The sequence below is a fragment of the Pseudomonas entomophila genome (assembly GCF_029193575.1).
Classification (GTDB): Bacteria; Pseudomonadota; Gammaproteobacteria; order Pseudomonadales; family Pseudomonadaceae; genus Aquipseudomonas; species Aquipseudomonas entomophila_G.
On sequence record NZ_JARGCS010000036.1, the window covers coordinates 51,720 to 74,396 of the forward strand.

Consider the following 22,677-nt stretch of genomic DNA (forward strand, 5'->3'; position numbering starts at 1 on the left):
CCACCGCCATCGCACAATTGCTGCACGCCTCGGGCAGAAAGTCGCGCAGACGAACAGCACACCCCGTTCGACAAATCCTTGGCTATCCTTAATAGGAGAACCCAAACACGTCATATTATTGACAAACTGCTGCCAAACACCTGACAGGAGCGGGGCCATGCGCATACTTTGGACACTGCCCTACTTGCCCTGGCCCACCACCAGCGGCAGCAAGACCCGGCAATTCCACCTGCTGCGCGAGCTGGCGCGGCACGGCCACCGGATCACCTTGCTGGTGCAATCGAAAGTACCGTTGTCCGACCTCGCCCGCCAAGCCCTGGAGCCTTTTCTCGAACGCCTGATCGTCCTGCCCCGACGCCCCGTGCACAGCCCGCTCAACTTGCTGGCATCGCCGATCATCGACTACCCCATGCGCACCATCATCAACGGCCTGGCACCGTGCCTGCGGCATCGCTTCGAGCAGTTGCTGGACGAACCCTGGGACGTGATCCAGATCGAGCACAGCTACGCCTTCCAGCCGTTTGAGAAAGCCCTGCAGGCACGCGGCCTGCCCTACATGCTCAGCGAGCACACCCTCGAATCGGTGATGGGTGCGGCCTGCCACGACCGCCTGCCGCTGTGGTTGCGGCCGCTCAACGCCTTCGACCGCTGGCGCTATCGCCGTTGGGAGCAGCGTGTGCTGCGCCAACCCAGCGAGGTGGTGGCGGTCAGTGCCCACGATGCCGAACTGATCAGCCAGATCAGTGGCCGACCGGTGAACGTGGTGGTCAATGGCGTGGACTGTGACTACTACCAGGAGGTGCGGCCGGCCCTGCACAGCCAGCGGCTGCTGTTCGTCGGCAACTTCGAATATGGCGCCAACCTGGAAGCCATCGAGTGGGCACTTGAGGAGATCCTGCCGCAGGTCTGGTTGAGCAACCCCGCGGTGCGCCTGGCCATCGCTGGTCACGCCTTGCCAGCGCACTGGAAACTGCATTGGAACGACCCACGCATCGAATGGATCGGCTACCGCCCCGACCTGCGCGAGTTGCAACGGCGCTCGGCGTTGTTCTTCGCGCCGCTGCGCCACGCTGGCGGCTCCAAAGTGAAGATCCTCGAGGCCATGGCCGCCGGGCTACCGGTGGTGACGACCGGCAAGGGTGTTTCCGGCCTTGCCGTAAACAACGGCGAGCACTACCTGGGCAGTGACGACGGCGACCACCTGGCACTGCTGCTCACCCAACTGCTCAACCAACCCTGGCGCATGAGCCAGCTGGGCGAAGCCGGGCGCCAACTGGTGCGCCAGCACCACGACTGGAGCGTGGCCGCCCAACAGCTGGAGAACGTGCACATGCGCCTGACCCAGCTGGCGCCGGCACACCCCGCACCGATAAGCGCGGTGCTACTGGGGCGTTCAGCCAAGTAGCTCGCTGAAGGGAATGAACGGCACGCTGTCGCCCTGGCTCACCGTGCAGCCCTCGCGCACCTCCACCAGCCCCTCGGCCCAGGCCGCGCTGCGCAGCACACCAGAGCTCTGGTTCCTGTAGATGCGCACCCGGCCCTGCTCGATGCGCGCGCGCAGGTACTCGCGGCGATTGCCCGGCTTGGGCCAATCGAAGCCGGCCGGCACATCGAAGCGCAGCGGCGTGACCTCGGCCACGCCCAGGCGGCGCAGCAGGTAGGGCCGGGCCAGCAAGGCGAAGGTCACCAGTGTCGACGCCGGGTTGCCGGGCAGGCCAATCACCGGCACACCGCGGAAATGCCCGAAGGTCAGCGGCTTGCCAGGCTTGATCGCCAATTTCCACAAGGCCAGTTCGCCGGCCTCGCGCAGGGCCATGCCCAGGTAGTCGGCCTCGCCCACCGATACACCGCCGGTGGAGAGGATCAGGTCGACGTCGCCCAACTCGGCCAGGCACTGGCGGGTCAACGCCAGGTCGTCAGCCAGGATGCCCGCATCGATCACCTCGCAGCCCATGCGCCGCAACCAGCTGACCAGCAGGCGGCGGTTGCTGTTGTAGATCTGCCCAGGGCCGAGGGGCAGCCCCGGCTCGACCAGCTCGTCGCCCGTGGACAGCACCGCCACCCGCGCCCGGCGCACCACCTTCAGGCGGTCATGACCGAGGGTCGCGGCCAGGCCCAGCTCGATCGGGCCCAGTCGCGTGCCGGCGCTCAGCACCTGCTCGCCGGCGCGGGTCTCCTGGCCCTTGGGGCGTACGTTCTGGTCGACGACCAGGGTTTCGAGCAAGCGCACCCGGCCATCTTCGAGCACCTCGGCGTTTTCCTGCATCTCGACGCAATCGGCACCTTCGGGCAGCGGCGCGCCGGTGAAGATCCGCGCACAGGTGCCCGGCTGCAAAGGCGCTGGCGCGTGCCCGGCAAAGACCCGCTGGCTCACCGGCAGCGGCTCGCCCCGCCAGTCGGCCAGACGCAGGGCATAGCCGTCCATGGCACTGTTCGGCCACGGCGGCAGGTCGAGGGACGCGACCAGGTCCTCGGCGAGAATGCGCCCGTCGGCGTCGGCCAGGGCCAGCTCTTCGGCTTCGCTAATCGGCGCCGCTTCGGCCAGCGCCAGCAACCGTTCCAGGGCTTCTTCCACCGGCATCAGCGGCCGGCTCGGCACCGCCTCAACCACGGCTTTCGCAGGCCTCGGCCTGCTTCAGGTGTGGCACGAAGTTGCACGGCCGGTGGCGGGCATCCAACTGCTCGGCGAGGATACCGTCCCAGCCGGTGCGCACGGCATTGGTCGAACCCGGCAGGCAGCACACCAGGGTGCCGTTGGCCAGGCCCGCCAGGGCGCGCGACTGTACGGTGGAGGTGCCGATATCAGGCACCGAGATCTGCCGGAACAACTCACCGAAGCCATCGACCTGCTTGTCCAGCAGGCAGACGACCGCCTCAGGGGTGCTGTCGCGGCCGGTAAAGCCGGTACCACCCGTGACCAGCACCACCTGTACCTGGTCATCGGCGATCCAGGTGGCGACCTGGGCGCGGATCTTGTACAGGTCGTCCTTGAGCAGCACACGCTCGGCCAGGCGATGGCCAGCAGCGCTGAGGCGGTCGACGAACAGCTGCCCGGAGGTGTCGGTGTCGAAGGTACGGGTGTCGCTGACCGTCAGCACGGCGATGTTCAGCGGCACGAAGGGGGTATCGGCCTTGGCTTTCATGGGAGTCCGTCGCAGGGGGAAGGGATGCCGGCTGTTATATCACAGGGCGGCACCCGCCTGCGGGCGGGGCTTGCCCTTGGTCAATACCAGCGCTTTGCCGCTATGCTGCACTGTGCAAGGAACTTGCGCAGACGCGCTGCGTCTTAAAGTCATCTAGCACCATCGCACTGGAGAAACACGATGATCCAACGGACCCTTCCCGCCTTCCTGCTTGCCCTGGGCCTGGGCGCCCTCGCCGGCTGCGCCTCGCCGACCGTCATCACGCTGAACGACGGCCGCGAGATTCAGGCAGTGGACACCCCTTCCTATGACGAAGACTCCGGTTTCTACGAATTCGAACAGCTTGACGGCAAGCGCACGCGCATCAACAAAGACCAGATCCGCACCGTGAAAGAGCTCTGATCTGGCGACCGATTTTGGCAAACGCCCTTTTCACAACAAGGGCTTGCGTTCAAAAAAGGTATGCAGTAGGATTTTGGAAATCGGAGTGTAGCGCAGCCAGGTAGCGCGTCTCGTTCGGGACGAGAAGGCCGCAGGTTCGAATCCTGTCTCTCCGACCAAACTCCCCAAAAAGCCCGCCTTGCGCGGGCTTTTTGTTGTGCCAGGAAAACCCTCATGGGGCAGACCAGCGCCTGCGGAAGCAAGCATCTTCGTTTGATCAGTGCCGGCCTCATCGCGGGGCAAGCCAGCTCCAGGTTCACCGCTCACATGAAGAACGATGGGGCGCCTGCGGGCTCGCCCCGTGATGCGTCGCGCGTCAGGTACTCAGCCGCGACGTCACCTCGCCCAACTGCCCGGACAACCCATGCAGCCGCTGCCCGGCCTGCTCGGTGTGCTGCACCGCCTGCTGGTTGGCGGTGGCGATGCGGGTGATCTCCACCAGGTTGCGCGAAATGTCCTCGGCCACGCTGGTCTGCTCCTCCGCCGCCGTGGCGATCTGCCGGTTCATGTCGCGGATCGCCTCCACCGCCACGGTGATGCGTTGCAGCATCTGCCCAGCCTGCTGCACCTGCTCGGCGCCCTCCTCGCTGCGCTGCTGGCCACTTTCGATGGCCTTCACGGCCTCCAACGCGCCCTGCTGCACGGCCTCGATGATCTGGTGGATCTCTGCGATCGACGCTGCCGTGCGCTGGGCCAGGCTGCGCACCTCGTCGGCGACCACCGCGAAGCCACGCCCGGCCTCGCCGGCACGAGCAGCCTCGATGGCGGCGTTGAGCGCCAGCAAGTTGGTTTGCTCGGCGATGCCACGGATCACTTCCAACACCTTGCCGATGCGCGTGCTGTCGCTCTCAAGGTGGCGGATCACCGCAGCGGTGCCCGCAATCTCGCGGTTGACCACACCAATGATGTCGATGGTCTGCTGCATCACCTGCCCGCCAGCCTGGGCGCTGTGGTCGGCCTCGTCCGCCGCCCGCGCCGCCTGGGCCGCATGCCGCGCCACCTCCTGGGCGGTGGCGGACATCTCGTGCATCGCCGTGGCCACCTGGTCGGTGCGCTGGAACTGGTCGTGGGTGCCAGCCGCCATGTCGCTGGCGATATGGCGTAGCTGGCCGCTGGCGCGGTCCAGTTCCTCGGCGTTGTCCTTCAGGCTCCCCACCGTGTCGGCGAGAAAGTCGCGCAAGGTGTTGGCGGCCCGCGCCAGGCGGCCCAGCTCATCCTGGCGCAGGCTTTCGACCCGCGCCGCGAAGCGCCCCTGGCTGAGTTGAGCGACGTATTCGATCAACTGGCGAATCGGCTCCACCAGACTGCGATTGACCCGCCACAAACTCAGCAGCCCGACCAACAGCGCCGAGCCGAGCATCACCAGCATGCCCAGCCACACTGTGCGCTCGGCCCCGGCGCTGATAGCGCTGGCGCGGGTGCTGGCGTCGGCGCGCAGGTGCTCGACTAGCGCGCTCATCTGCTCGCTGGCGACACGATCCACGCCCTTGACTGCCTGATCGCCCGCCACCGGGTCGCCACCTGCGGCAAGGAACGCCTGCCGGCCCTGCCCATAGGCCTGGCCCAACTGGCGGTGGCTGTCGCGCAATTGCTGCAGGCGCGCCTTCAACTCGCCGTCGCTACCGTCGATCAACTGCCCGAGTACGTCCTGAACCTGTCGCTCGCGGTCCTGGAACTGCTGCCAGTACTTGTCCAGCTCGGCCGGCTGGCGCCCCCGCAGCAGCACGTTCTTCCACTCCTGGACCTGCACCTTGAACTGCAGGTTGGCCTCGTCGATGAGTTGTGAGGCACGCAAGGGGCCATCGACCAGCGCGGCATAGCCCCGCACGCTCGACGACAGGAACTGGAAGCACACCAGGGCGATCAACAGCATCGCCGCCAGACTACCGCCCAGCAGGGTGAGGATTTGCACACGAAGGGATTTACGCAACATCGGGAGGTCTCGAACCAGGAGAAGGAAAACGGCACGTACGCGATGCCGTCGTGCAGACATCCATGTCCTCGTTCGCAAGCCAAAAAAGCTGCCATCGAGAGACGGCAGCCAGGTCGAGCACTTACAGGCCAGATGATTCCAATAATTCCAGGCAATTGCTATAGGAATGTTACGGATCCACGACAGGCTAGCCCGTGGTGAACTGCAACGCCGCCAGGCGCGCGTACAACGGGCTCTGCTCGATCAATTGGCGATGGGTGCCGATCGCCACCAGACGCCCCTTGTCGATTACCGCGATGCGCTCGGCGTGCTGCACGGTCGCCAGGCGGTGGGCGATCACCAAGGTGGTGCGCCCTGCCATCAGTTGCGGCAGGGCTTGCTGGATCAGGTGCTCGCTTTGCGCATCGAGGGCGCTGGTGGCCTCGTCGAGCAGCAGCACCGGGGCATCGACCAGCAGCGCCCGGGCAATCGCCAGGCGCTGGCGCTGCCCACCGGACAAGCCAATGCCGCCCTCGCCCAGCAGCGTCTGGTAGCCCTGTGGCAGCTGCTCGATGAATTCATGGGCATGGGCGCTGCGCGCCGCCGACTCGACCTGGGCCCGGGTCGCCTCGGGGCGGCCATAGCGGATGTTGGCCTCGACCGTACCGCGGAACAGCGCCGGGCTCTGCGCCACCAAGGCGAACTGGCGACGCAGATCCAGCGGATCGAGCCCGGTGATCGCCTGGCCATCGAGCAGAATCTCGCCGCCCTGAGGGTCGTAGAAGCGCAGCAGCAGGTCGAACAGCGTCGACTTGCCGGCCCCCGAAGGCCCCACCAGCGCTACCGTCTGCCCTGGCTCGATGACCAAGCTCAGGCCGTCGACAGCCGCCACCTGCGGGCGCGACGGGTAGGTGAAGCGCACCTCGCGCAGTTCGATACGGCCACTGGCCCTCATGCTTGGCAGCCCAACCGGCTCGCTGGGCGCAAGGATCGCGCTGCTGGCCGCCAGCAGCTCAGCGATGCGCTCGGCGGCGCCGGCGGCCCGTTGCAGTTCACCAATCACCTCGCTGAGGGTGCCGAAGGCGCTGCCGACGATCAGGCTGTAGAACACGAACGCTGCCAACTCGCCGCCCGAAATGCGCCCGCCGATCACGTCCATGCCACCGACCCAGAGCATCACCGCGACCGCACCGAGCACCAGGACGATCACCAGGGTGATCAACCAGGCGCGCTGGACGATGCGTCGCCGGGCCACGGCGAATGCCGCCTCGACGGTACCGGCGAACAGCTCGCGATCACGCGCCTGGTGGTTGTAGGCCTGCACCGTCTTGATCTGCCCCAGGGTCTCGGCCACGTAGCTGCCGACATCGGCCACGCGGTCCTGACTTTGCCGCGACAGGCTGCGCACCCGTCGACCGAACAGCAGGATCGGCGCCAGTACCAGAGGCAAGGCCAGCACTACGATGCTGGTGAGCTTGGGGTTGGTGACGAACAGCAGTACCACCCCGCCAACCACCATCAGCGCGTTGCGCAGGAACATCGACAGCGACGAGCCGATCACCGATTGCAGCAAGGTGGTGTCGGTGGTCAGCCGCGACTGGATCTCCGAGCTGCGGTTGTCTTCGAAGAAGCCCGGGTGCAGCCCGACCAAGTGGTCGAACACCGCGCGGCGAATGTCAGCCACGCAGCGCTCGCCGATCCACGACACCAGGTAGAAGCGACTGAAGGTGCCTAGCGCCAGGGCCAGCACCAGCACCATGAATAGGCCGATGGTCTGGTTGAGCTGGTGCGGCGAGCGGGTCATGAAGCCTTGGTCGACCAGCAGGCGGATGCCCTGGCCCATGGACAGGGTGATACCGGCGGTCACGACCAGCGCCAGCAAGGCCAGCAGCGCCTGGCGACGATAGGGACGAATGAACTGCCAAGCCAGTCGCAGTGCGCGGCGTTGACGGGAAGAGACCGGTTCGGGCATGGGCGCGGCCAAGTGGCTGGGGGAGCCTGCAGACTACCATTCATCCGTCACCACGGAACTCCGCCACGCCGTCAACCCTCGGAATGCAGACCGGGAAGCGTCGGTTATCGCCTATAGCTTTTCGGTCTAACGTGTCACTGGAGCTTTGCCGCGCTTTCTGGTGGACTGTGGCTGTCGCGACGCCGCAGGAGCTGTCACAGGCCAGTCACGGCACGGTATTACCCTGAGCTTGCAACCTGAAGAGGAGACAGGAAATGAGCTTGCAACAGAGCAGCGAAACGCCGAAAAACCCGAACCCGCCGCAACCTCAGGTATGCGGTTCGATCATCGACGGCAAAGGTCGCGAGATTCCGATCACCGAGCAGATGATCCAGCAGGCGTGCGAAGACCTGGAGAAGAGCCGGGCCGAGCGACCGCGCAAGGGCTGAGGCCAACGAATTCTTCCGACCCGGCGCTTGCGCCGGGTTTTTGCATTCTGAGGTGGCTGTCAGGGCCCTATCGCGGGGCAAGCCCGCGATAGGGCCGCACGCCATACCACTCGTCCCTCAGACCAACACCCCACCCAACGCACTGACCATCTGCGCCAACTGCGGCGACTCGCCATGCAGGTGCACGGCCAGCCCCTCGATCTCGCGCCGCGCCGGGTAATGCTTGCGCAGCAGGTCGAAGGCCGCGCGCTGTGCGCTGACATCCTCGCTCAGGCTACGGCGCAAATCCGCATCGTCACGGCGCGGGTCATACACCGCACGGCACACGGTGGCCAACGCCCAGGTCGGGTCGGCGCTGGCATCCAGGTCGAGCCGGGCCAGCGCCGGTGGCGGCAGCAGGTCGGCCAGGCGCACCTGGTCGGCGATGCCCTGCCAGCGGCAGAACGCCTGGTAGATCTGTGCCGTGCCACGCTGCTTGCCATCCAGGCTGTAGCCGGCGATATGCGGGGTGGCCAGGGTGCACAGGTCAGCCAGGGCCAAATCCACCTGTGGCTCGCCCTCCCAGACGTCCAGCACCGCGTGCACATCGTCGCGCTCGAGCAGCAGCTCGCGCAGGGCGGCGTTGTCCACCACAGGGCCGCGGGCGGCGTTGACCAGCCACGCACCGGCACGCAGACGGGCCAGTTGCGCCTCGCCGAGCAGGTGCCAGGTCGGGTGCTCGCCACCGCGCTGCAACGGCGTGTGCAGGCTGATCGCGTCGCACTGTTCGAGAATCGTTTCGAGGCTGACGAAATCCCCCCCTTCGCGGGCTTCGCGCAGCGGGTCGCAGACCAGCACCTTCCAGCCCAGACCATGCAGCACACGCACCAGGCGCCCACCGACCTCGCCGGCACCGACCACGCCATACACCCGCTTGGCCAGGTCCACGCCATCGAGTTCGGCCAGGGTCAGCAAGCTGCCGAGCACGTAGTCCACCACGCCACGGGCGTTGCAGCCGGGGGCGCTGCTCCAGTGGATGCCAGCCTGGGCGAAGTGGTCGAGGTCGAGATGGTCGGTGCCGATGGTGCAGGTGCCGACGAAACGCACCTGGCTACCGTCGAGCAGTTGCCGATCGACCCGGGTCACCGAGCGCACCAGCAACACGTCGGCGTCCTTGACGCAGGCTGCGTCGATGGCGCGCCCCGGGTATCGACGGATTTCACCGAAGCCTTCGAAGAAGGCATCGAGCAGCGGGATATTCTCGTCGGCAACTATCAGCATGGCGCTCTCCTGTCAGGGGAACGCAGTGTAGGCGCTGTGCCGGACGCGATCCAGCCTGGCTCAGTCGGCCTTCTTGCGAATCCAGTACAGGTAGGTGCCGGCCTCTTCCTGCTGCTGCAGCAGCTCGTGGCCGAGGAAGGTGCAGAACTTGGGGATGTCGCGGCGCGTCGAGGGGTCGGTGGCGATGACCTTGAGCAGGCCGCCAGCGGCCAGGTCGCGCACGTGCTGGTGCAGCATCATCACAGGCTCCGGGCAGTTCAGGCCGGTGGCGTCGAGGATGGCGTCGGGGGTGAAGTCGGTCATGGGTAGCTCCGCTGAATGGGGTCATTGTGGCGTATCGGCGGGCGGGGTCCAAGCGGCTATCGCCAGCACCCCGCAATGGCCTCACCGCGGTTTCAGATCCAGCCTGCGCAGGTGGCAGGTCACTTCCTCACGGTCGTGATACAGCTGCTTGCAAGCGATCGACACTTTCACCTTGCGCGCTTTGAACGCCGCTTCCATGCGATCCAGCAGTTTGCGCACCTCGGCATGGCGCTGCTTCATCGGCAGCTTGAGGTTGACCACCGCCTCGCGGCACAGCCCCTCGCCCAGCCAGGTCTCGATCAACGAAGCGGTGCGCGCCGGCTTCTCGACGATGTCGCAGACCATCCAGTCCACCGTCTGCTTCGGCTTCCAGGTGAAGCCATCGGCCATCAGGTGCTGCACCAACCCGGTGTCCATCAGGCTTTCGGCCATCGGGCCGTTGTCGATGGCGGTCACCAGCATGCCGCGCTTGACCAGTTGGTAGGTCCAACCGCCTGGCGAGGCACCGAGGTCGACGCCGGTCATGTCGTCGTTCAGGCGCTGGTCCCACTGCTCACGTGGGATGAATTGGTGCCAGGCCTCCTCCAGCTTGAGGGTCGAGCGGCTCGGCGCCTCGCGCGGGAATTTCAGGCGCGGGATGCCCATCGGCCACAGCGCCGAGTTGTCGCCCTCGGCCAGGCCGACGAACACCCGGCGGCCACTGATGAAGGTCAGCAGCAGGCGTGGCCGGCGCGCATCGTCGACCAGCCGCCCGGCCTTCTCCAAAGCCTTGCGCAGCGGTACCTCGAACTTGCGGCAGAAGGTCGAGAGTTCCTTGCCGTCGTTGCTGTCCAGTACTTCCAGCCATAGGCTGCCGCACACCACCCCGGCCAGGTGCTCCAGCAGCACGCTGATACGGTCGCTTTCCGGCAGCTCGACGAAGCCACCCCGGGCCCACTGGCGCGGGAAGATCAGCCGCTCGAAGCGCAGCTCACGCATCAACCGCTCGGCGCCGCCCTCCTCGCTGCAGACGAACTCGGCACAGGCGCTCTGCGGCTTGCCCTTGGCATAGCCAGCGATGCCCAGCAGGGCCGCGTGTTCGCTGATTTCGGCGCAGACCTCGCCCTCGAAGCCGGGGCGGCAATGCATGAACAGGGTATTCATTTCTCACTCCACATCACTGGCGCAGGTGCCGCCAGGGCGGCGAATGATAAAGGAAGATCGGAACCTGCGACACGTCCCACCGGTCCAGAACAAGGTCGGGCCGGCCAAACCGGTCTAACCTGACGTTTCAGCCAGGCCCGTGCCGTGCGGGCCGATACAGAGCGGTGACACCGACGGGCGCGCAGCACCGTCGGGCACCGGCGCAGAAGGAGTTGGCAATGCCCTCGCTCGATAGCCTGAACACCCTCAAGACCCTGACGGTTCAAGACACCACCTACCACTATTTCAGCCTCGCCGATGCCGCGCAGGCACTTGGCGACCTGCAGCGCCTGCCGATGTCGCTCAAGGTGCTGCTGGAAAACCTGCTGCGCTGGGAAGACGGCGAGACCGTCACCGGCGACGACCTGCGCGCCCTCGCCGCCTGGCTGCAGGAACGCCGCTCGGACCGCGAGATCCAGTATCGCCCGGCGCGGGTGCTGATGCAGGACTTCACCGGCGTGCCCGCCGTGGTCGACCTGGCCGCGATGCGCGCGGCGATGGCCAAGGCCGGCGGCGACCCACAGCGGATCAACCCGCTATCGCCGGTGGACCTGGTGATCGACCACTCGGTGATGGTCGACCGCTACGCCAGCCCCGCCGCCTTCACCGAGAACGTCGACATCGAGATGCAGCGCAATGGCGAACGCTACGCCTTCCTGCGCTGGGGCCAGAGCGCCTTCGACAACTTCCGCGTGGTACCGCCGGGCACCGGCATCTGCCACCAGGTCAATCTCGAATACCTCGGCCGCACCGTGTGGACCCGCGAAGAAGACGGGCGCACCTACGCCTTCCCCGACACCCTGGTCGGCACCGACTCGCACACCACCATGATCAACGGCCTGGGCGTGCTCGGCTGGGGCGTCGGCGGCATCGAAGCGGAGGCGGCGATGCTCGGCCAGCCAGTGTCGATGCTGATCCCCGAGGTAATCGGCTTCAAGCTAACCGGCAAACTGCGCGAAGGCATCACCGCCACCGACCTGGTGCTGACGGTCACGCAGATGCTGCGCAAGAAGGGTGTGGTGGGCAAGTTCGTCGAGTTCTACGGCGACGGCCTGGCCGACCTGCCGTTGGCCGACCGCGCCACCATCGCCAACATGGCCCCGGAATATGGCGCCACTTGCGGCTTTTTCCCAGTCGACGACATCACCCTCGATTACCTGCGCCTTTCTGGCCGCCCGGCGCAGACCGTGCAACTGGTCGAAGCCTATTGCAAGGCTCAAGGCCTGTGGCGCCTGCCAGGCCAGGAGCCGCTATTCAGCGACACCTTGGCGCTGGACATGGCCGAGGTCGAGGCGAGCCTGGCCGGGCCGAAGCGGCCGCAGGACCGGGTGGCCCTGGGCAATGTGCGCCAGGCCTTCGACGGCTTCATCGAGCTGCAACCCAAGCCCCTGGCCAAGGAAGTCGGGCGCCTGGAAAGCGAAGGCGGCGGTGGCGTGGCGGTGGGCAACGCCGACCAGGCCGGCGAGGTCAGCTACACCCACGCCGGCCAGACCCACACCCTGCGCGACGGCGCCGTGGTGATCGCCGCCATCACCTCGTGCACCAACACCTCCAACCCCAGCGTGATGATGGCCGCCGGCCTGGTGGCCAAGAAAGCCGTGGAAAAGGGCCTGGTGCGCAAGCCCTGGGTCAAGAGCTCGCTGGCGCCGGGCTCGAAGGTGGTCACCGACTACTTCAAGGCCGCGGGCCTGACGCCCTATCTCGACCAACTGGGCTTCGACCTGGTCGGCTATGGCTGCACCACCTGCATCGGCAACTCAGGCCCGCTGGACGAGGCCATCGAGAAAGCCATCAGCGGCGCCGACCTGACCGTGGCCTCGGTGCTCTCGGGCAACCGCAACTTCGAAGGCCGCGTGCACCCGCTGGTCAAGACCAACTGGCTGGCCTCGCCGCCGTTGGTGGTGGCCTATGCCCTGGTCGGCAGCGTGCGCATCGACCTGACCCAAGACCCACTGGGCACTGGCAAGGACGGCCAGCCGGTGTACCTGCGCGACATCTGGCCGAGCCAACGTGAGATCGCCGATGCCGTGGCCAGCGTCGACACCGCCATGTTCCACAAGGAATACGCCGAGGTGTTCGCCGGTGACGCCCAGTGGCAGGCGATCGAGGTGCCACAAGCCGCCACCTATGTTTGGCAGGACGATTCCACCTACATCCAGCACCCGCCGTTCTTCGACGACATCGGCGGGCCGCTGCCGGCGATCACCGATATCCGCGACGCGCACATTCTCGCCCTGCTTGGCGACTCGGTCACCACCGACCACATCTCGCCGGCCGGCAACATCAAGGCCGACAGCCCGGCCGGCCGCTACCTGCGCGGCAAGGGCGTGGAGCCACGCGACTTCAACTCCTACGGCTCGCGACGTGGCAACCATGAGGTGATGATGCGCGGCACCTTCGCCAACATTCGTATCCGCAACGAGATGCTCGGCGGCGAGGAAGGCGGCAACACCCTGCACGTGCCCAGTGGCGAGAAGCTGTCGATCTACGACGCGGCCATGCGCTACCAAGCCGAAGGCACGCCGCTGGTGGTGATCGCCGGCCAGGAGTACGGCACAGGCTCCAGCCGCGACTGGGCGGCCAAGGGCACCAACCTGCTGGGGGTCAAGGCGGTGCTGGCGGAGAGCTTCGAGCGCATCCACCGCTCCAACCTGGTGGGCATGGGTGTGCTGCCGTTGCAGTTCAGCGCCGGGCAGGACCGCAAGCAACTCGGCCTGACCGGGCGCGAGCGGGTCGAGGTGGGTGGATTGTCGGGCGCGCAGTTGCGGCCGGGCATGAGCCTGCCGGTGCACATCACCCGCGAGGATGGGCGGCGAGAGGAGATCAAGGTGCTGTGCCGCATCGATACGCTCAATGAAGTGGAGTACTTCAAGGCGGGGGGGATTCTGCACTACGTGCTGCGGCAATTGATCGCTGGGCGCTAGAGCGCCTGGGCGTTCAGCGCGGGGCAAGTCCGCCCGGGTACACCGTTGAATGTGAACACAGCGGGGTACCTGTGGGAGCGGCGATCCGACTTGCCCCGCGATGGCCTCACCGACGAACGGCGATTAGAATCCCGGCGGACCGTCTGCCGAATGGAATGCCAATGTCCCGCCCCCACTGGATCACCCTGCTCCTGCTCACGCTCGGATACCTGCTGGCCCTCGCCCATGGCAGCCTGGCCCCGACCACCCTCCCCGCCTTCTTCGCCCTGCTCGTCGCCGGCCTGCTGGTGCGCCACCAACCCCGCTGGCAGCAGGCACTGGGCCACGCCTCGTTCATCGTCCTGGCCCTCGCCCTGACCCAGCACTGGCTGCCCGGTTTCCAGGGCGCCAAGGTGATCGACAAGGCCGTGTTCAGCGAAGGCGCCGTACCCTTCACGATGTACCTGAATCTCGACAAGCCGCTTATTGGCTTCTGGCTGCTGCTGGCCTGCCCGTGGCTGCTGGTCTTGTCCCGTCGCGGTGGGCTGACGCGCCTGGGGCTGATCCTGCCGCTGACGCTGCTCGCCTGCCTGGGAGGAGCCTGGTCGCTGGGCATGGTGGCCTGGGCACCGAAATGGCCGGAACAGTCCTGGCTGTGGATGCTCAATAACCTGCTGCTGGTCAGCCTGACCGAGGAGCTGCTGTTCCGCGGCTACATACAGGGCGGCCTGCAACGCCTGTTCGGCCACCCAGGCCTGGCGCTAGTGGCGGCCGCCCTGCTGTTTGGGCTGGCCCACCTGGACGCAGGCTGGCAGTGGTTCTACCTGGCCAGCCTGGCCGGCATTGGCTACGGCCTGGCCTACCGCCACGGCGGTTTGGCCGCTGCGGTGCTGTGCCACTTCCTGGTCAACCTGATGCATTTCGCTGCGTTCACCTATCCGATGCTGTCCCCCTCCTGAACAAACGGCCATCATGGGCCTGCCGTCATAATCGCTTGAAAACTGAAACATTGACGGCAAAACACTCGAACAAGCGCGCGCCTAGTGCATGGAGGCGGGGTGCGCCTTGCGCCAGGTCAAGCACATTTAAATATTCATTCAATAAAAGCAGGGGCTTGCCGATACCTGTCGAAAGCCTTGCGGATTGAGCAGCCAATGCGTAACAACCAACCGATTACCCAGAGAGAACGGACTTTCCCTGCCCAGCAGCGGTTGATCTCCACGACCAACGCCAAAGGCGTGATCACCTATTGCAACGATGCCTTCATCGAGATCAGCGGCTTCTCCCGCGAGGAGCTGAACGGCGCGCCGCACAACCTGGTGCGCCACCCTGACGTGCCATCGGCAGTGTTCGCCCACATGTGGCAAACCCTCAAGCAGGGCCAGCCTTGGATGGGCATCGTCAAGAACCGCTGCAAGTCGGGCGACCATTACTGGGTCAACGCCTACGTCACCCCGATCTTCGAAAATAACCAGGTCGTCGGCTTCGAGTCGGTGCGGGTCAAGCCAACCGCCGAGCAGATCCGCCGCGCCGAAGCCTTGTACCAGCGCCTCAACCAGGGCAAGCCCGCAGTGCCGCGTCGCGATAAATGGCTGCCGGTGCTGCAAGACTGGCTGCCGTTCATCCTGATCAGCCAGGTCGGCTTCCTGATCGGCAACTGGCTAGGCCACTCCTGGGGCTTTGCCCTGGCCGCCGCCCTCTCGGTACCGTTGGGCCTGCTCGGCCTGAGCTGGCAGCAGCGCGGCCTCAAGCGCCTGCTGCGCCTGGCTGAACAGACCACCTCCGACCCGCTGATCGCGCAGATGTTCACCGACAGCCGTGGCGTGCAGGCACGCCTGGAAATGGCCATGCTCAGCCAGGAATCGCGCCTGAAGACCTGCCTGACCCGTCTGCAGGATAGCGCCGAACACCTGAGCGAGCAGGCGCGCCAGTCCGATGAACTAGCGCACAAGAGCTCCTCGGGCCTGGAGCGCCAGCGCGTGGAGACCGAGCAGGTAGCCGCCGCAGTCAACCAGATGGCGGCCACCACCCAGGAAGTGGCCAACCACGTGCAGCGCACCGCCGACGCTACCCAGGAAGCCAACCGCCTGACCAGCGAAGGCCGGCAGATCGCCGGGGAAACCCGCGAGGCCATCTCGCGCTTGTCCACCGCGGTCGGCCAGACCGGGCAGACCGTCACCCAGCTGGCCAAGGACAGCGACGAGATCGGCGGCGTGGTCGACGTGATCAAGGGCATTGCCGACCAAACCAACCTGCTGGCGCTCAACGCCGCCATCGAAGCGGCCCGTGCCGGCGAGATGGGCCGTGGCTTTGCCGTGGTCGCCGATGAAGTCCGCCAACTGGCCCAGCGCACCGCCGAGTCCACTGGGCAGATCCACACCTTGATCGCCAAGCTGCAACAGACCGCCAACAACGCGGTGCAGACCATGGAAACCGGCCATCGCCAAGCCCAGGAAGGCGTCGAGCGGGTGATGCAGGCCGACCAGGCACTGGTGGGTATCAGCGAGGCCGTGGCGCACATCACCGACATGGCCACGCAGATCGCCGCCGCCACCGAGGAACAGACCGCGGTGGCCGACGAGATCAGCCGCAATATCAGCACCATCGCCGACCTGGCCGACCAGACCGCCGAACAGGCCCAGCACTCGGCGCAGCTCAGCGAGGAGCTGACGAGCACGGCCGGCACCCAGTACTCGCTGGTGGAGCGGTTCAACCGCTGAACGCATCGCGGGGCAAGCCCGCTCCTACCAACACCGGGCCGCTCATGAAAACGATGCGGTCCTTGTAGGAGCGGGCATGCCCCGCGATGGACTCCCCTCGTTCACCACTCCAGTTGCAATCGACTCTCGAAGTACCGCTCCTCCCCCGTAAGCGGGTCGCTGAAGCGCAAACTCTGCGCCAGCAACTTCAACGGCCGCGTGTAATCGTCCTGTTGGTCACGCAGCACCGGGTAGAACGGATCGTTGCAGATCCCTGCCCCCAACGCGGCCATGTGCACCCGCAACTGGTGGGTCTTGCCGGTCACCGGCGACAGCCCATAGCGCCACAGCTCACCGTTGGTCTCCAGCACCTGCGCCAGGGTCTCGCTGTTGGCGGCCCCTTCCACCTCGTGCATGCGGAAGAACGGCTCGCCATGTTCGAGCCGGCTCTTGTGCACCAGCGGAAATGCCCGCTCCGGCAGCGCAGCGGCGATGGCCTGGTAACGCTTGTCGATACGCCGCTCGGGGAACAGCCGCTGGTAAGCGCCGCGGCTCTGCGGGTTGGCGGAAAACAGCACCAGGCCCGCCGTGTGCCGGTCGATGCGGTGCAGCGGCACCAGATGCGGGTTGTCCAAACGACGGATGAGGCGGCGCAGCAGGGTTTGCTCGACATATTCGCCAGTGGGTGTTACCGGCAGGAAATGCGGTTTGTCGGCCACCACCAGGTGCTCGTCGATGTGCCGGATCGCTTCATGCACCGGGATCGGCTTCTCGTCCGGCACCTCGCGAAAGTAATGCAGGCGCATGCCCCGTCGATACGCCAGCCCCGCCACGACCGGCTGGCCCTGGGCATCGAGCACCCGCCCGCGGGCGAAGCGATCGAGCCACTGCTCTCGGCCCACGGCCTTGAAGTAATCGCACAGGCAATCGAGCACCGTCGCCCAGTTGCCGGGCGGCAGGCAGACCGTGCTGGCTTGCTGATGAGCGGGATCGAAAGGCGTGGTCATGGCGGGCTCGGGTATCAAAGGGGGCATTATCCCCGATGCCTGACAGGTCAACCAGCCTCGGAAGCCATCTCGCTACGCGCCTTGAGCCAGCGCAACACCTGCACCGCGTCCCAGCGACTGGGGTCGTAGAGGGCGTAGACCAGCCCTTGGTAGCCAACCACGTCCAGCGGCCGGTGATAGCCGGCACGCTGGAACAGCGCTTCGATCTCGGCGAAGCAGGTATTGAAGTGGACTTTGCCGAACGGCGTGCGCTCGTCCGTGACCAGGCCTTCAAGGCGCAGTTCCACCACGGCGTCGAGCACCTGCGCGGGTGCCATGCGGTTGATGCTGTACTTCAATTGCTCGACATTGAGCATCGCTCACCTCGAATACTGTATCCATATACAGCATACGGAGTGGCTTCGGCCGCCGTCAATCAACAGATACCCGGCAGGTAGCCGGTGCCCCGCCGCACCGTCAGGGTCTGGCGCCGTGGCGCATCGACCGAGACGGCCAGGTGCACCCAGCGGTCGAACTCGAGGATCAGCTGGTCGAACATCAAGGGGCTGGCGTCGATGCGCCGCGCCAGTTCGCGCGGGGTCAGGCCCACCGCCGAGAAGTCCGCGGCCAGGCCGCGCTGATGGGCGCTGTCGGGCGAGCCGCCAACCCGGCGGTTGACCTCGGGGCAGCGATAGCCGCTGCTCACCAGAATCGGTGCGCCCACCAAGCTGCGCACCTGTTCGAGGGCCTGGCACACCAGCACCAGGTTGGCCTGAGCGGTCGCGTCAGGGTGGTTGTCCAGGCCGTCGCGCGCAGCCAACTGCGAGGCGGTCATTTCTTCGAGTGTGAAATGCGGTGTGAGGTGCATGGAAAGAGCTCCTGGCGAGTGAACGGGCCCGGTCCGTCAAGACCGGCCCCACATCATCGACCAGGCACCCCGTGCGTAGGCTGAGGGAAAGCCCCTCAACGGAGGAACGCCACCACCTGCTCGGCCTCGAACGGCCAGGCCAGTTCGGCACCGTTGTCGCAGCGGCGCAGCACCGGGATGCTCAGCCCATAGCGCTCGAACAGCGCTTCACTGTCAGCGATGTCGACCAGTTCCACCAGCAGGCCGTGCTCGACGAAGGGCATCAGCATGGCCTCGGCGACTTCGCACAGGTGGCACCCCAAGGTGCCGAACAGTTGGCATTCAGGCAGCATGGACAATTCCCGCGTCAGCTCCAGAAGTGCTCATTCTAGGTCCACGCCGGATACCACGCATCTGTCGGTCAGTCCTGGCTGGTGGAACCGATGCGATGCACCGACAGGTCGGCCCCTTGGAACTCCTGCTCATGGCTCAGCCGCAGCCCATGCAGCGCCTTGACCAGCCCGTACACGGCGAAACCGCCGGCCAGCGCCACCAGCACACCGGCCAGGCTACCGAGCAACTGGCTGACCAAGCTGACGCCGCCCAGCCCGCCCAGCGCGGCCTGACCAAAGACGCCACAGGCGATACCACCCCACACCCCGCAGAGGCCGTGCAGCGGCCAGACACCGAGCACGTCATCGATTTTCCAGCGGTTCTGCGAGGCGGTGAAGCACCAGACGAACAGCGCCCCGGCCACCAATCCGGTGGCCAACGCACCGATCGGGTGCATCAGGTCGGAGCCCGCGCAAACCGCCACCAACCCAGCCAACGGGCCGTTGTGCAGGAAGCCCGGGTCGTTGCGCCCCACCGCCAGGGCCGCCAGGGTCCCACCGACCATCGCCATCAGCGAGTTGATCGCCACCAGCCCGCTAACCCCTTGCAGGGTCTGGGCGCTCATGACGTTGAAACCGAACCAGCCGATAATCAGGATCCACGAGCCCAGCGCCAGGAACGGGATGCTCGACGGTGCGAACGCCACCAACCGGCCCTCGCGGTAGCGCCCGCGGCGCTCGCCGAGCAGCAGCACCGCCGCCAGCGCCAGCCAGCCGCCCATGGCGTGCACCACCACGGAGCCGGCGAAATCATGGAACGGCGCGCCAAAACGCGCCTGCAGCCAGCCTTGCAGGCCAAAGTTTCCGTTCCATACCAAGCCTTCGAAGAACGGGTAGACGAACGCCACGATCAACGCCGTGGCGCACAGTTGCGGAGCGAACCGCGCGCGCTCGGCGATACCGCCGGAGATGATCGCCGGGATCGCCGCGGCGAACGTCAGCAGGAAGAAGCACTTGACCAGCGCGTAGCCGTGGTCGGCGGCCAGTACCGTGGCCGGCTGGAGGAAGTTCACGCCATAGGCGACCCAGTAGCCGATGAAGAAGTACACCAGCGCCGAGACCGCAAAGTCGCTGAGGATCTTGCACAGGGCGTTGACCTGGTTCTTGTGCCGTACGGTGCCGACCTCCAGGAAGGCGAAGCCGGCGTGCATGGCCAGGACCAGAATGGCCCCCATGAGGATGAACAGGGTGTTGGAGCCGTGGACGAGAGCGTCCATCGCGCTTTGCGTGTTTTCCATGGAATGGGCAGACCTGCTGAAAAGTGCACCAGGACAGTTCAAAAAGCAGTGCCCACGCACCTGTTCGGTGCTTTCCTGTCGTCCTGTCCCGGTGAACAAGGGCGACGGTGAGCGTTTTTTCTTGGGTTTGTCATGGATTGGGTTAAGGTTTATCGGTATCTGCCAAGGCCCTGCACGAAATCGGCGCAGGCCAGGGCGTCTACGCCCCGGCAAGTAGCAAGGGCCGTACCAGCGACCTTGCACTGAACCTTCCGCAACGCCCATCACTCGAAATAGCCACACACACTCACAGGGAGAGGCCCATGGCCAGCAAATCGGCAAAGACTGCACAAGAGATATTGATGGCTGACTTCCAGGCCTTGGTACGCGACACCGAGAAGCTGCTCGCCGATACCGCCAACCTGGCCGGGGACCAGGCCGATGAACTGCGCGGCCAGATCCACGACCGCCTCGTGCAAGCCCGCGAAACCCTGCAACTGACCCAGGACTCGGTGCGCGAACGTGGCCAGGCAGCCCTGGGCAGCGCCGAGCAATACGTGCAGGAGAACCCCTGGCAAGCGATCGGCATCGCCGCCGGCGTGGGCCTGCTGATCGGCCTGCTGGCCAATCGGCGCTGAGGTCGCTCATGGAAAACGATGCCATCGGCGCCTCGGGCAAACGCCTGGGCGCTGCCGTGCTCGGCATGCTGCACAGCCATATCGAACTGTTCGGCATCGAGCTGCAGGAACAGAAAGGCCGCACGCTGAGGCTGTTGTTGTTCGCGGGGTTGGCCCTGGTGTTCGCCTTGCTGCTGCTGACCGCACTGTCGGGGCTGTTGCTGGTGCTGCTGTGGGATAGCTACCGCCTGGCCGGCATCATCGGCCTTTGCGTGTTCTACGGCGTCGCGGCGCTGTATTGCGGGCTGCGCTTGAAGGCGGCGGTGTTCGACGAGTCCTCGCCATTCAGCGCGACCCTCGAAGAACTGGCCAAGGATCGGGAGCGCCTGTTGCCATGAGCCTGCCTGAACTGCCAAACACCCGTAACCCACGCGAGCTGCGCAAGGCGCTGCTGCGCTTGCGCCTGGAGATGCACCGCCAGGAAATCCGCCAGGAATCGGCACGCTTGCTGGAACCGGTCACGCGCCTGCGCGGCATGGGCTCGTCGCTCAACGACGGCCTGGGCATCAAGCATGCACCGTTGTGGGGCATCGGCGCGGTCGTCGCGTTGGGCTTTCTCACCGGCAAGGGCGTACGCAGCGGCAACCTGGCTCGCCTGCTGCGCCTGGGTACCAGCCTGGCACCCCTGGTGCGCCTGTTCCTGCAGAATGGCCGACGCCCTTGAACCGTCGCGCGCCCCGCTTGCGTGGGCGCGCCCGACACGGGAAGCTATGGCCACCACCTGACGGGAGATCAAGCCTTGGACTGGCACACCCTGCTGACCCGCGAACGCCTGGGCAAAGCCCTCTACAGCCCCGAGGAGCTGGGGCGCAGCCCCTTCCACAAGGATCACGACCGCATCATCTTTTCCGGCGCCTTCCGCCGCCTGGGGCGCAAGACCCAGGTACACCCGGTATCGAGCAACGATCACATCCATACCCGCCTGACCCACTCGCTGGAAGTCAGCTGCGTCGGCCGCTCGCTGGGCATGCGCGTAGGCGAGACCTTGCGCGCCAGCCTGCCGGATTGGTGCGAACCCAGTGACCTGGGGATGATCGTGCAATCGGCTTGCCTGGCTCATGACATCGGCAACCCGCCGTTCGGCCACTCCGGCGAGGACGCCATCCGCTACTGGTTCCAGCAGGCCGCCGGGCGCGGCTGGTTGGACGACATGAGCGACGACGAGCGCACCGACTTCCTCAATTTCGAGGGCAACGCCCAGGGCTTCCGTGTGCTGACCCAGCTGGAATACCACCAGTTCGACGGCGGTACCCGGCTCACCTACGCCACGCTCGGCACCTACCTCAAATACCCCTGGAGCGCCCGCCATGCCGACGCCCTGGGCTACAAGAAACACAAGTTTGGCTGCTACCAGAGCGAGTTGCCCTTGCTGGAGCAGATCGCCCGCAAGCTCGGCCTGCCGCAGTTGGAAGCGCAGCGCTGGGCACGCCATCCATTGGTGTACCTGATGGAGGCCGCGGACGACATCTGCTACGCCCTGATCGACCTGGAAGACGGCTTGGAGATGGACCTGCTGCACTACAGCGAGGTCGAGGCGTTGCTGCTCGACCTGGTCGGCGACGACCTGCCGGAAACCTACCGTCAGCTCGGCCCAGGCGAGTCACGCCGACGCAAGCTGGCGATCCTTCGCGGCAAGGCCATCGAGCACCTCACCAACGCCGCCGCTCGCGCTTTCGTCGAGCAACAGCAGGCCCTGCTGGCCGGGCGCCTGACGGGAGACCTGGTGGAGCACATGCATGGCCCGGCCAAACGCTGCGTGCTGCAAGCCAAGGACATGGCGCGCAAGAAGATCTTCCAGGACAAGCGCAAGACCCTGCACGAGATTGGTGCCTACACCACGCTGGAGATCCTCCTCACCGCCTTCTGCGGCGCCGCACTGGAACAACACGGCGGGCGCACACCGTCGTTCAAGAGCCGACGCATCCTCGACCTGATCGGCAACCATGCCCCGGACCCGCACGATTCACTGCACACTGCGTTCCTGCGCATGATCGACTTCATCGCCGGCATGACCGACAGCTACGCCAGCGAAATGGCCAGGGAGATGACCGGACGCTCCAGCCCGACCTGACAGACAGGCGATGGCGGGGTGTTGCCCCGCCCTTGGGTTTTCTCTCTAAGAAAGTTCCTACAGCAACAGTCAACACATAAACAAAAAGATAAAAATCCCAATAAAAAGTTACCAACTAAAAATTGACAGATCATCACGACCATAAACATTTGTAGCCACTCTATCTTTTGCCTGTAGGCATTTTCCCATATCCCTTTTACAGCCTCACCTTCCGTGCCCGCAGGATGGCAACTGAGATAAGGTG

Annotated in this window: 22 protein-coding genes, 1 tRNA gene and 1 pseudogene; 11 read left to right on the forward strand and 13 right to left on the reverse strand. The window is 65.8% G+C overall.

Annotated elements, in window-relative coordinates; all coding sequences use genetic code 11:
• Positions 1-157: 157 nt before the first annotated feature.
• Positions 158-1,405, forward strand: coding sequence for a glycosyltransferase family 4 protein (locus P0Y43_RS17250; protein ID WP_275638481.1), 1,248 nt, complete (start codon positions 158-160; stop codon positions 1,403-1,405).
• Here P0Y43_RS17250 and P0Y43_RS17255 read toward each other — a convergent pair.
• A complete protein-coding gene (locus P0Y43_RS17255) occupies positions 1,394-2,581 on the reverse strand; it encodes a molybdopterin molybdotransferase MoeA (protein ID WP_275638482.1) in 1,188 nt (395 codons plus the stop codon). The two genes, P0Y43_RS17250 and P0Y43_RS17255, sit on opposite strands and share 12 nt — an antisense overlap.
• A gap of 22 nt (positions 2,582-2,603) precedes the next feature.
• Positions 2,604-3,143, reverse strand: coding sequence for a molybdenum cofactor biosynthesis protein B (gene moaB, locus P0Y43_RS17260; protein WP_275638483.1), 540 nt, complete (start codon positions 3,141-3,143; stop codon positions 2,604-2,606).
• Between the two features lie 180 nt (positions 3,144-3,323).
• Here moaB and P0Y43_RS17265 point away from each other — a divergent pair, with 180 nt between their 5' ends.
• On the forward strand, positions 3,324-3,545 hold the full coding sequence (locus tag P0Y43_RS17265; RefSeq protein WP_043206706.1) for a YgdI/YgdR family lipoprotein: 222 nt from the start codon (positions 3,324-3,326) through the stop codon (positions 3,543-3,545).
• 81 nt (positions 3,546-3,626) lie between these two features.
• A tRNA-Pro gene (locus P0Y43_RS17270) sits at positions 3,627-3,703 on the forward strand.
• Between the two features lie 197 nt (positions 3,704-3,900).
• On the opposite strand, the gene P0Y43_RS27080 is transcribed toward P0Y43_RS17270, so the two are convergent.
• The 3 genes and pseudogenes from P0Y43_RS27080 to P0Y43_RS17280 form a co-directional block, all read right to left on the reverse strand.
• Positions 3,901-4,668, reverse strand: coding sequence for a methyl-accepting chemotaxis protein (locus P0Y43_RS27080; protein WP_430540258.1), 768 nt, complete (start codon positions 4,666-4,668; stop codon positions 3,901-3,903).
• 165 nt (positions 4,669-4,833) lie between these two features.
• Positions 4,834-5,577 (reverse strand): annotated as a pseudogene (locus P0Y43_RS27085) (methyl-accepting chemotaxis protein); the annotation flags it as partial.
• A 127-nt stretch (positions 5,578-5,704) separates the two neighbouring features.
• On the reverse strand, positions 5,705-7,468 hold the full coding sequence (locus P0Y43_RS17280) for an ABC transporter transmembrane domain-containing protein (protein WP_275638485.1): 1,764 nt from the start codon (positions 7,466-7,468) through the stop codon (positions 5,705-5,707).
• A 254-nt stretch (positions 7,469-7,722) separates the two neighbouring features.
• On the opposite strand from P0Y43_RS17280, the gene P0Y43_RS17285 reads away from it, so the two are divergent.
• Complete coding sequence (locus P0Y43_RS17285) at positions 7,723-7,896, forward strand: PA1571 family protein (protein WP_275638486.1); 174 nt, start codon at positions 7,723-7,725, stop codon at positions 7,894-7,896.
• A 117-nt stretch (positions 7,897-8,013) separates the two neighbouring features.
• On the opposite strand, the gene pdxB is transcribed toward P0Y43_RS17285, so the two are convergent.
• The 3 genes from pdxB to rlmM form a co-directional block, all read right to left on the reverse strand.
• A complete protein-coding gene (gene pdxB / locus P0Y43_RS17290) occupies positions 8,014-9,156 on the reverse strand; it encodes a 4-phosphoerythronate dehydrogenase PdxB (RefSeq protein WP_275638487.1) in 1,143 nt (380 codons plus the stop codon).
• A gap of 60 nt (positions 9,157-9,216) precedes the next feature.
• Positions 9,217-9,459 (reverse strand): sulfurtransferase TusA, encoded by a 243-nt coding sequence (gene tusA / locus P0Y43_RS17295; protein ID WP_275638488.1) that lies wholly within the window; start codon positions 9,457-9,459, stop codon positions 9,217-9,219.
• An 81-nt stretch (positions 9,460-9,540) separates the two neighbouring features.
• A complete protein-coding gene (rlmM, locus tag P0Y43_RS17300) occupies positions 9,541-10,602 on the reverse strand; it encodes a 23S rRNA (cytidine(2498)-2'-O)-methyltransferase RlmM (RefSeq protein ID WP_275638489.1) in 1,062 nt (353 codons plus the stop codon).
• Positions 10,603-10,820: 218 nt separating this feature from the next.
• On the opposite strand from rlmM, the gene acnA reads away from it, so the two are divergent.
• The 3 genes from acnA to P0Y43_RS17315 all read left to right on the forward strand — a co-directional run bounded on the left by acnA (position 10,821) and on the right by P0Y43_RS17315 (position 16,264).
• Positions 10,821-13,565 carry an aconitate hydratase AcnA gene (gene acnA, locus P0Y43_RS17305; protein WP_275638490.1) on the forward strand — a complete coding sequence of 915 codons (2,745 nt, stop codon included), beginning with the start codon at positions 10,821-10,823 and terminating at the stop codon, positions 13,563-13,565.
• 161 nt (positions 13,566-13,726) lie between these two features.
• A complete protein-coding gene (locus P0Y43_RS17310; RefSeq protein ID WP_275638491.1) occupies positions 13,727-14,503 on the forward strand; it encodes a CPBP family intramembrane glutamic endopeptidase in 777 nt (258 codons plus the stop codon).
• Positions 14,504-14,698: 195 nt separating this feature from the next.
• Positions 14,699-16,264 carry a methyl-accepting chemotaxis protein gene (locus P0Y43_RS17315; RefSeq protein ID WP_275638492.1) on the forward strand — a complete coding sequence of 522 codons (1,566 nt, stop codon included), beginning with the start codon at positions 14,699-14,701 and terminating at the stop codon, positions 16,262-16,264.
• Between the two features lie 101 nt (positions 16,265-16,365).
• Here the strand turns inward: P0Y43_RS17315 and P0Y43_RS17320 are convergent, their stop codons facing one another.
• The 5 genes from P0Y43_RS17320 to P0Y43_RS17340 all read right to left on the reverse strand — a co-directional run bounded on the left by P0Y43_RS17320 (position 16,366) and on the right by P0Y43_RS17340 (position 19,706).
• Entirely contained in the window at positions 16,366-17,250 is an 885-nt protein-coding gene (locus tag P0Y43_RS17320; protein ID WP_275638493.1) for a pseudouridine synthase, read from the reverse strand.
• Positions 17,251-17,297: 47 nt separating this feature from the next.
• On the reverse strand, positions 17,298-17,606 hold the full coding sequence (locus P0Y43_RS17325; protein WP_275638494.1) for a transcriptional regulator: 309 nt from the start codon (positions 17,604-17,606) through the stop codon (positions 17,298-17,300).
• A gap of 59 nt (positions 17,607-17,665) precedes the next feature.
• Positions 17,666-18,097 (reverse strand): D-Ala-D-Ala carboxypeptidase family metallohydrolase, encoded by a 432-nt coding sequence (locus P0Y43_RS17330; protein ID WP_275638495.1) that lies wholly within the window; start codon positions 18,095-18,097, stop codon positions 17,666-17,668.
• A gap of 95 nt (positions 18,098-18,192) precedes the next feature.
• Positions 18,193-18,429 carry a glutaredoxin family protein gene (locus P0Y43_RS17335; RefSeq protein ID WP_275638496.1) on the reverse strand — a complete coding sequence of 79 codons (237 nt, stop codon included), beginning with the start codon at positions 18,427-18,429 and terminating at the stop codon, positions 18,193-18,195.
• A gap of 68 nt (positions 18,430-18,497) precedes the next feature.
• Positions 18,498-19,706 carry an ammonium transporter gene (locus tag P0Y43_RS17340; RefSeq protein WP_275638497.1) on the reverse strand — a complete coding sequence of 403 codons (1,209 nt, stop codon included), beginning with the start codon at positions 19,704-19,706 and terminating at the stop codon, positions 18,498-18,500.
• 302 nt (positions 19,707-20,008) lie between these two features.
• On the opposite strand from P0Y43_RS17340, the gene P0Y43_RS17345 reads away from it, so the two are divergent.
• The 4 genes from P0Y43_RS17345 to P0Y43_RS17360 all read left to right on the forward strand — a co-directional run bounded on the left by P0Y43_RS17345 (position 20,009) and on the right by P0Y43_RS17360 (position 22,433).
• Complete coding sequence (locus P0Y43_RS17345; protein ID WP_275638498.1) at positions 20,009-20,323, forward strand: DUF883 family protein; 315 nt, start codon at positions 20,009-20,011, stop codon at positions 20,321-20,323.
• 8 nt (positions 20,324-20,331) lie between these two features.
• A complete protein-coding gene (locus P0Y43_RS17350; RefSeq protein ID WP_275638499.1) occupies positions 20,332-20,700 on the forward strand; it encodes a phage holin family protein in 369 nt (122 codons plus the stop codon).
• Complete coding sequence (locus P0Y43_RS17355) at positions 20,697-21,026, forward strand: hypothetical protein (RefSeq protein ID WP_275638500.1); 330 nt, start codon at positions 20,697-20,699, stop codon at positions 21,024-21,026. The genes P0Y43_RS17350 and P0Y43_RS17355 overlap by 4 nt, the downstream gene beginning before the upstream one ends.
• Positions 21,027-21,101: 75 nt before the next feature.
• A complete protein-coding gene (locus P0Y43_RS17360; protein ID WP_275638501.1) occupies positions 21,102-22,433 on the forward strand; it encodes a deoxyguanosinetriphosphate triphosphohydrolase in 1,332 nt (443 codons plus the stop codon).
• Positions 22,434-22,677 lie beyond the last annotated feature (244 nt).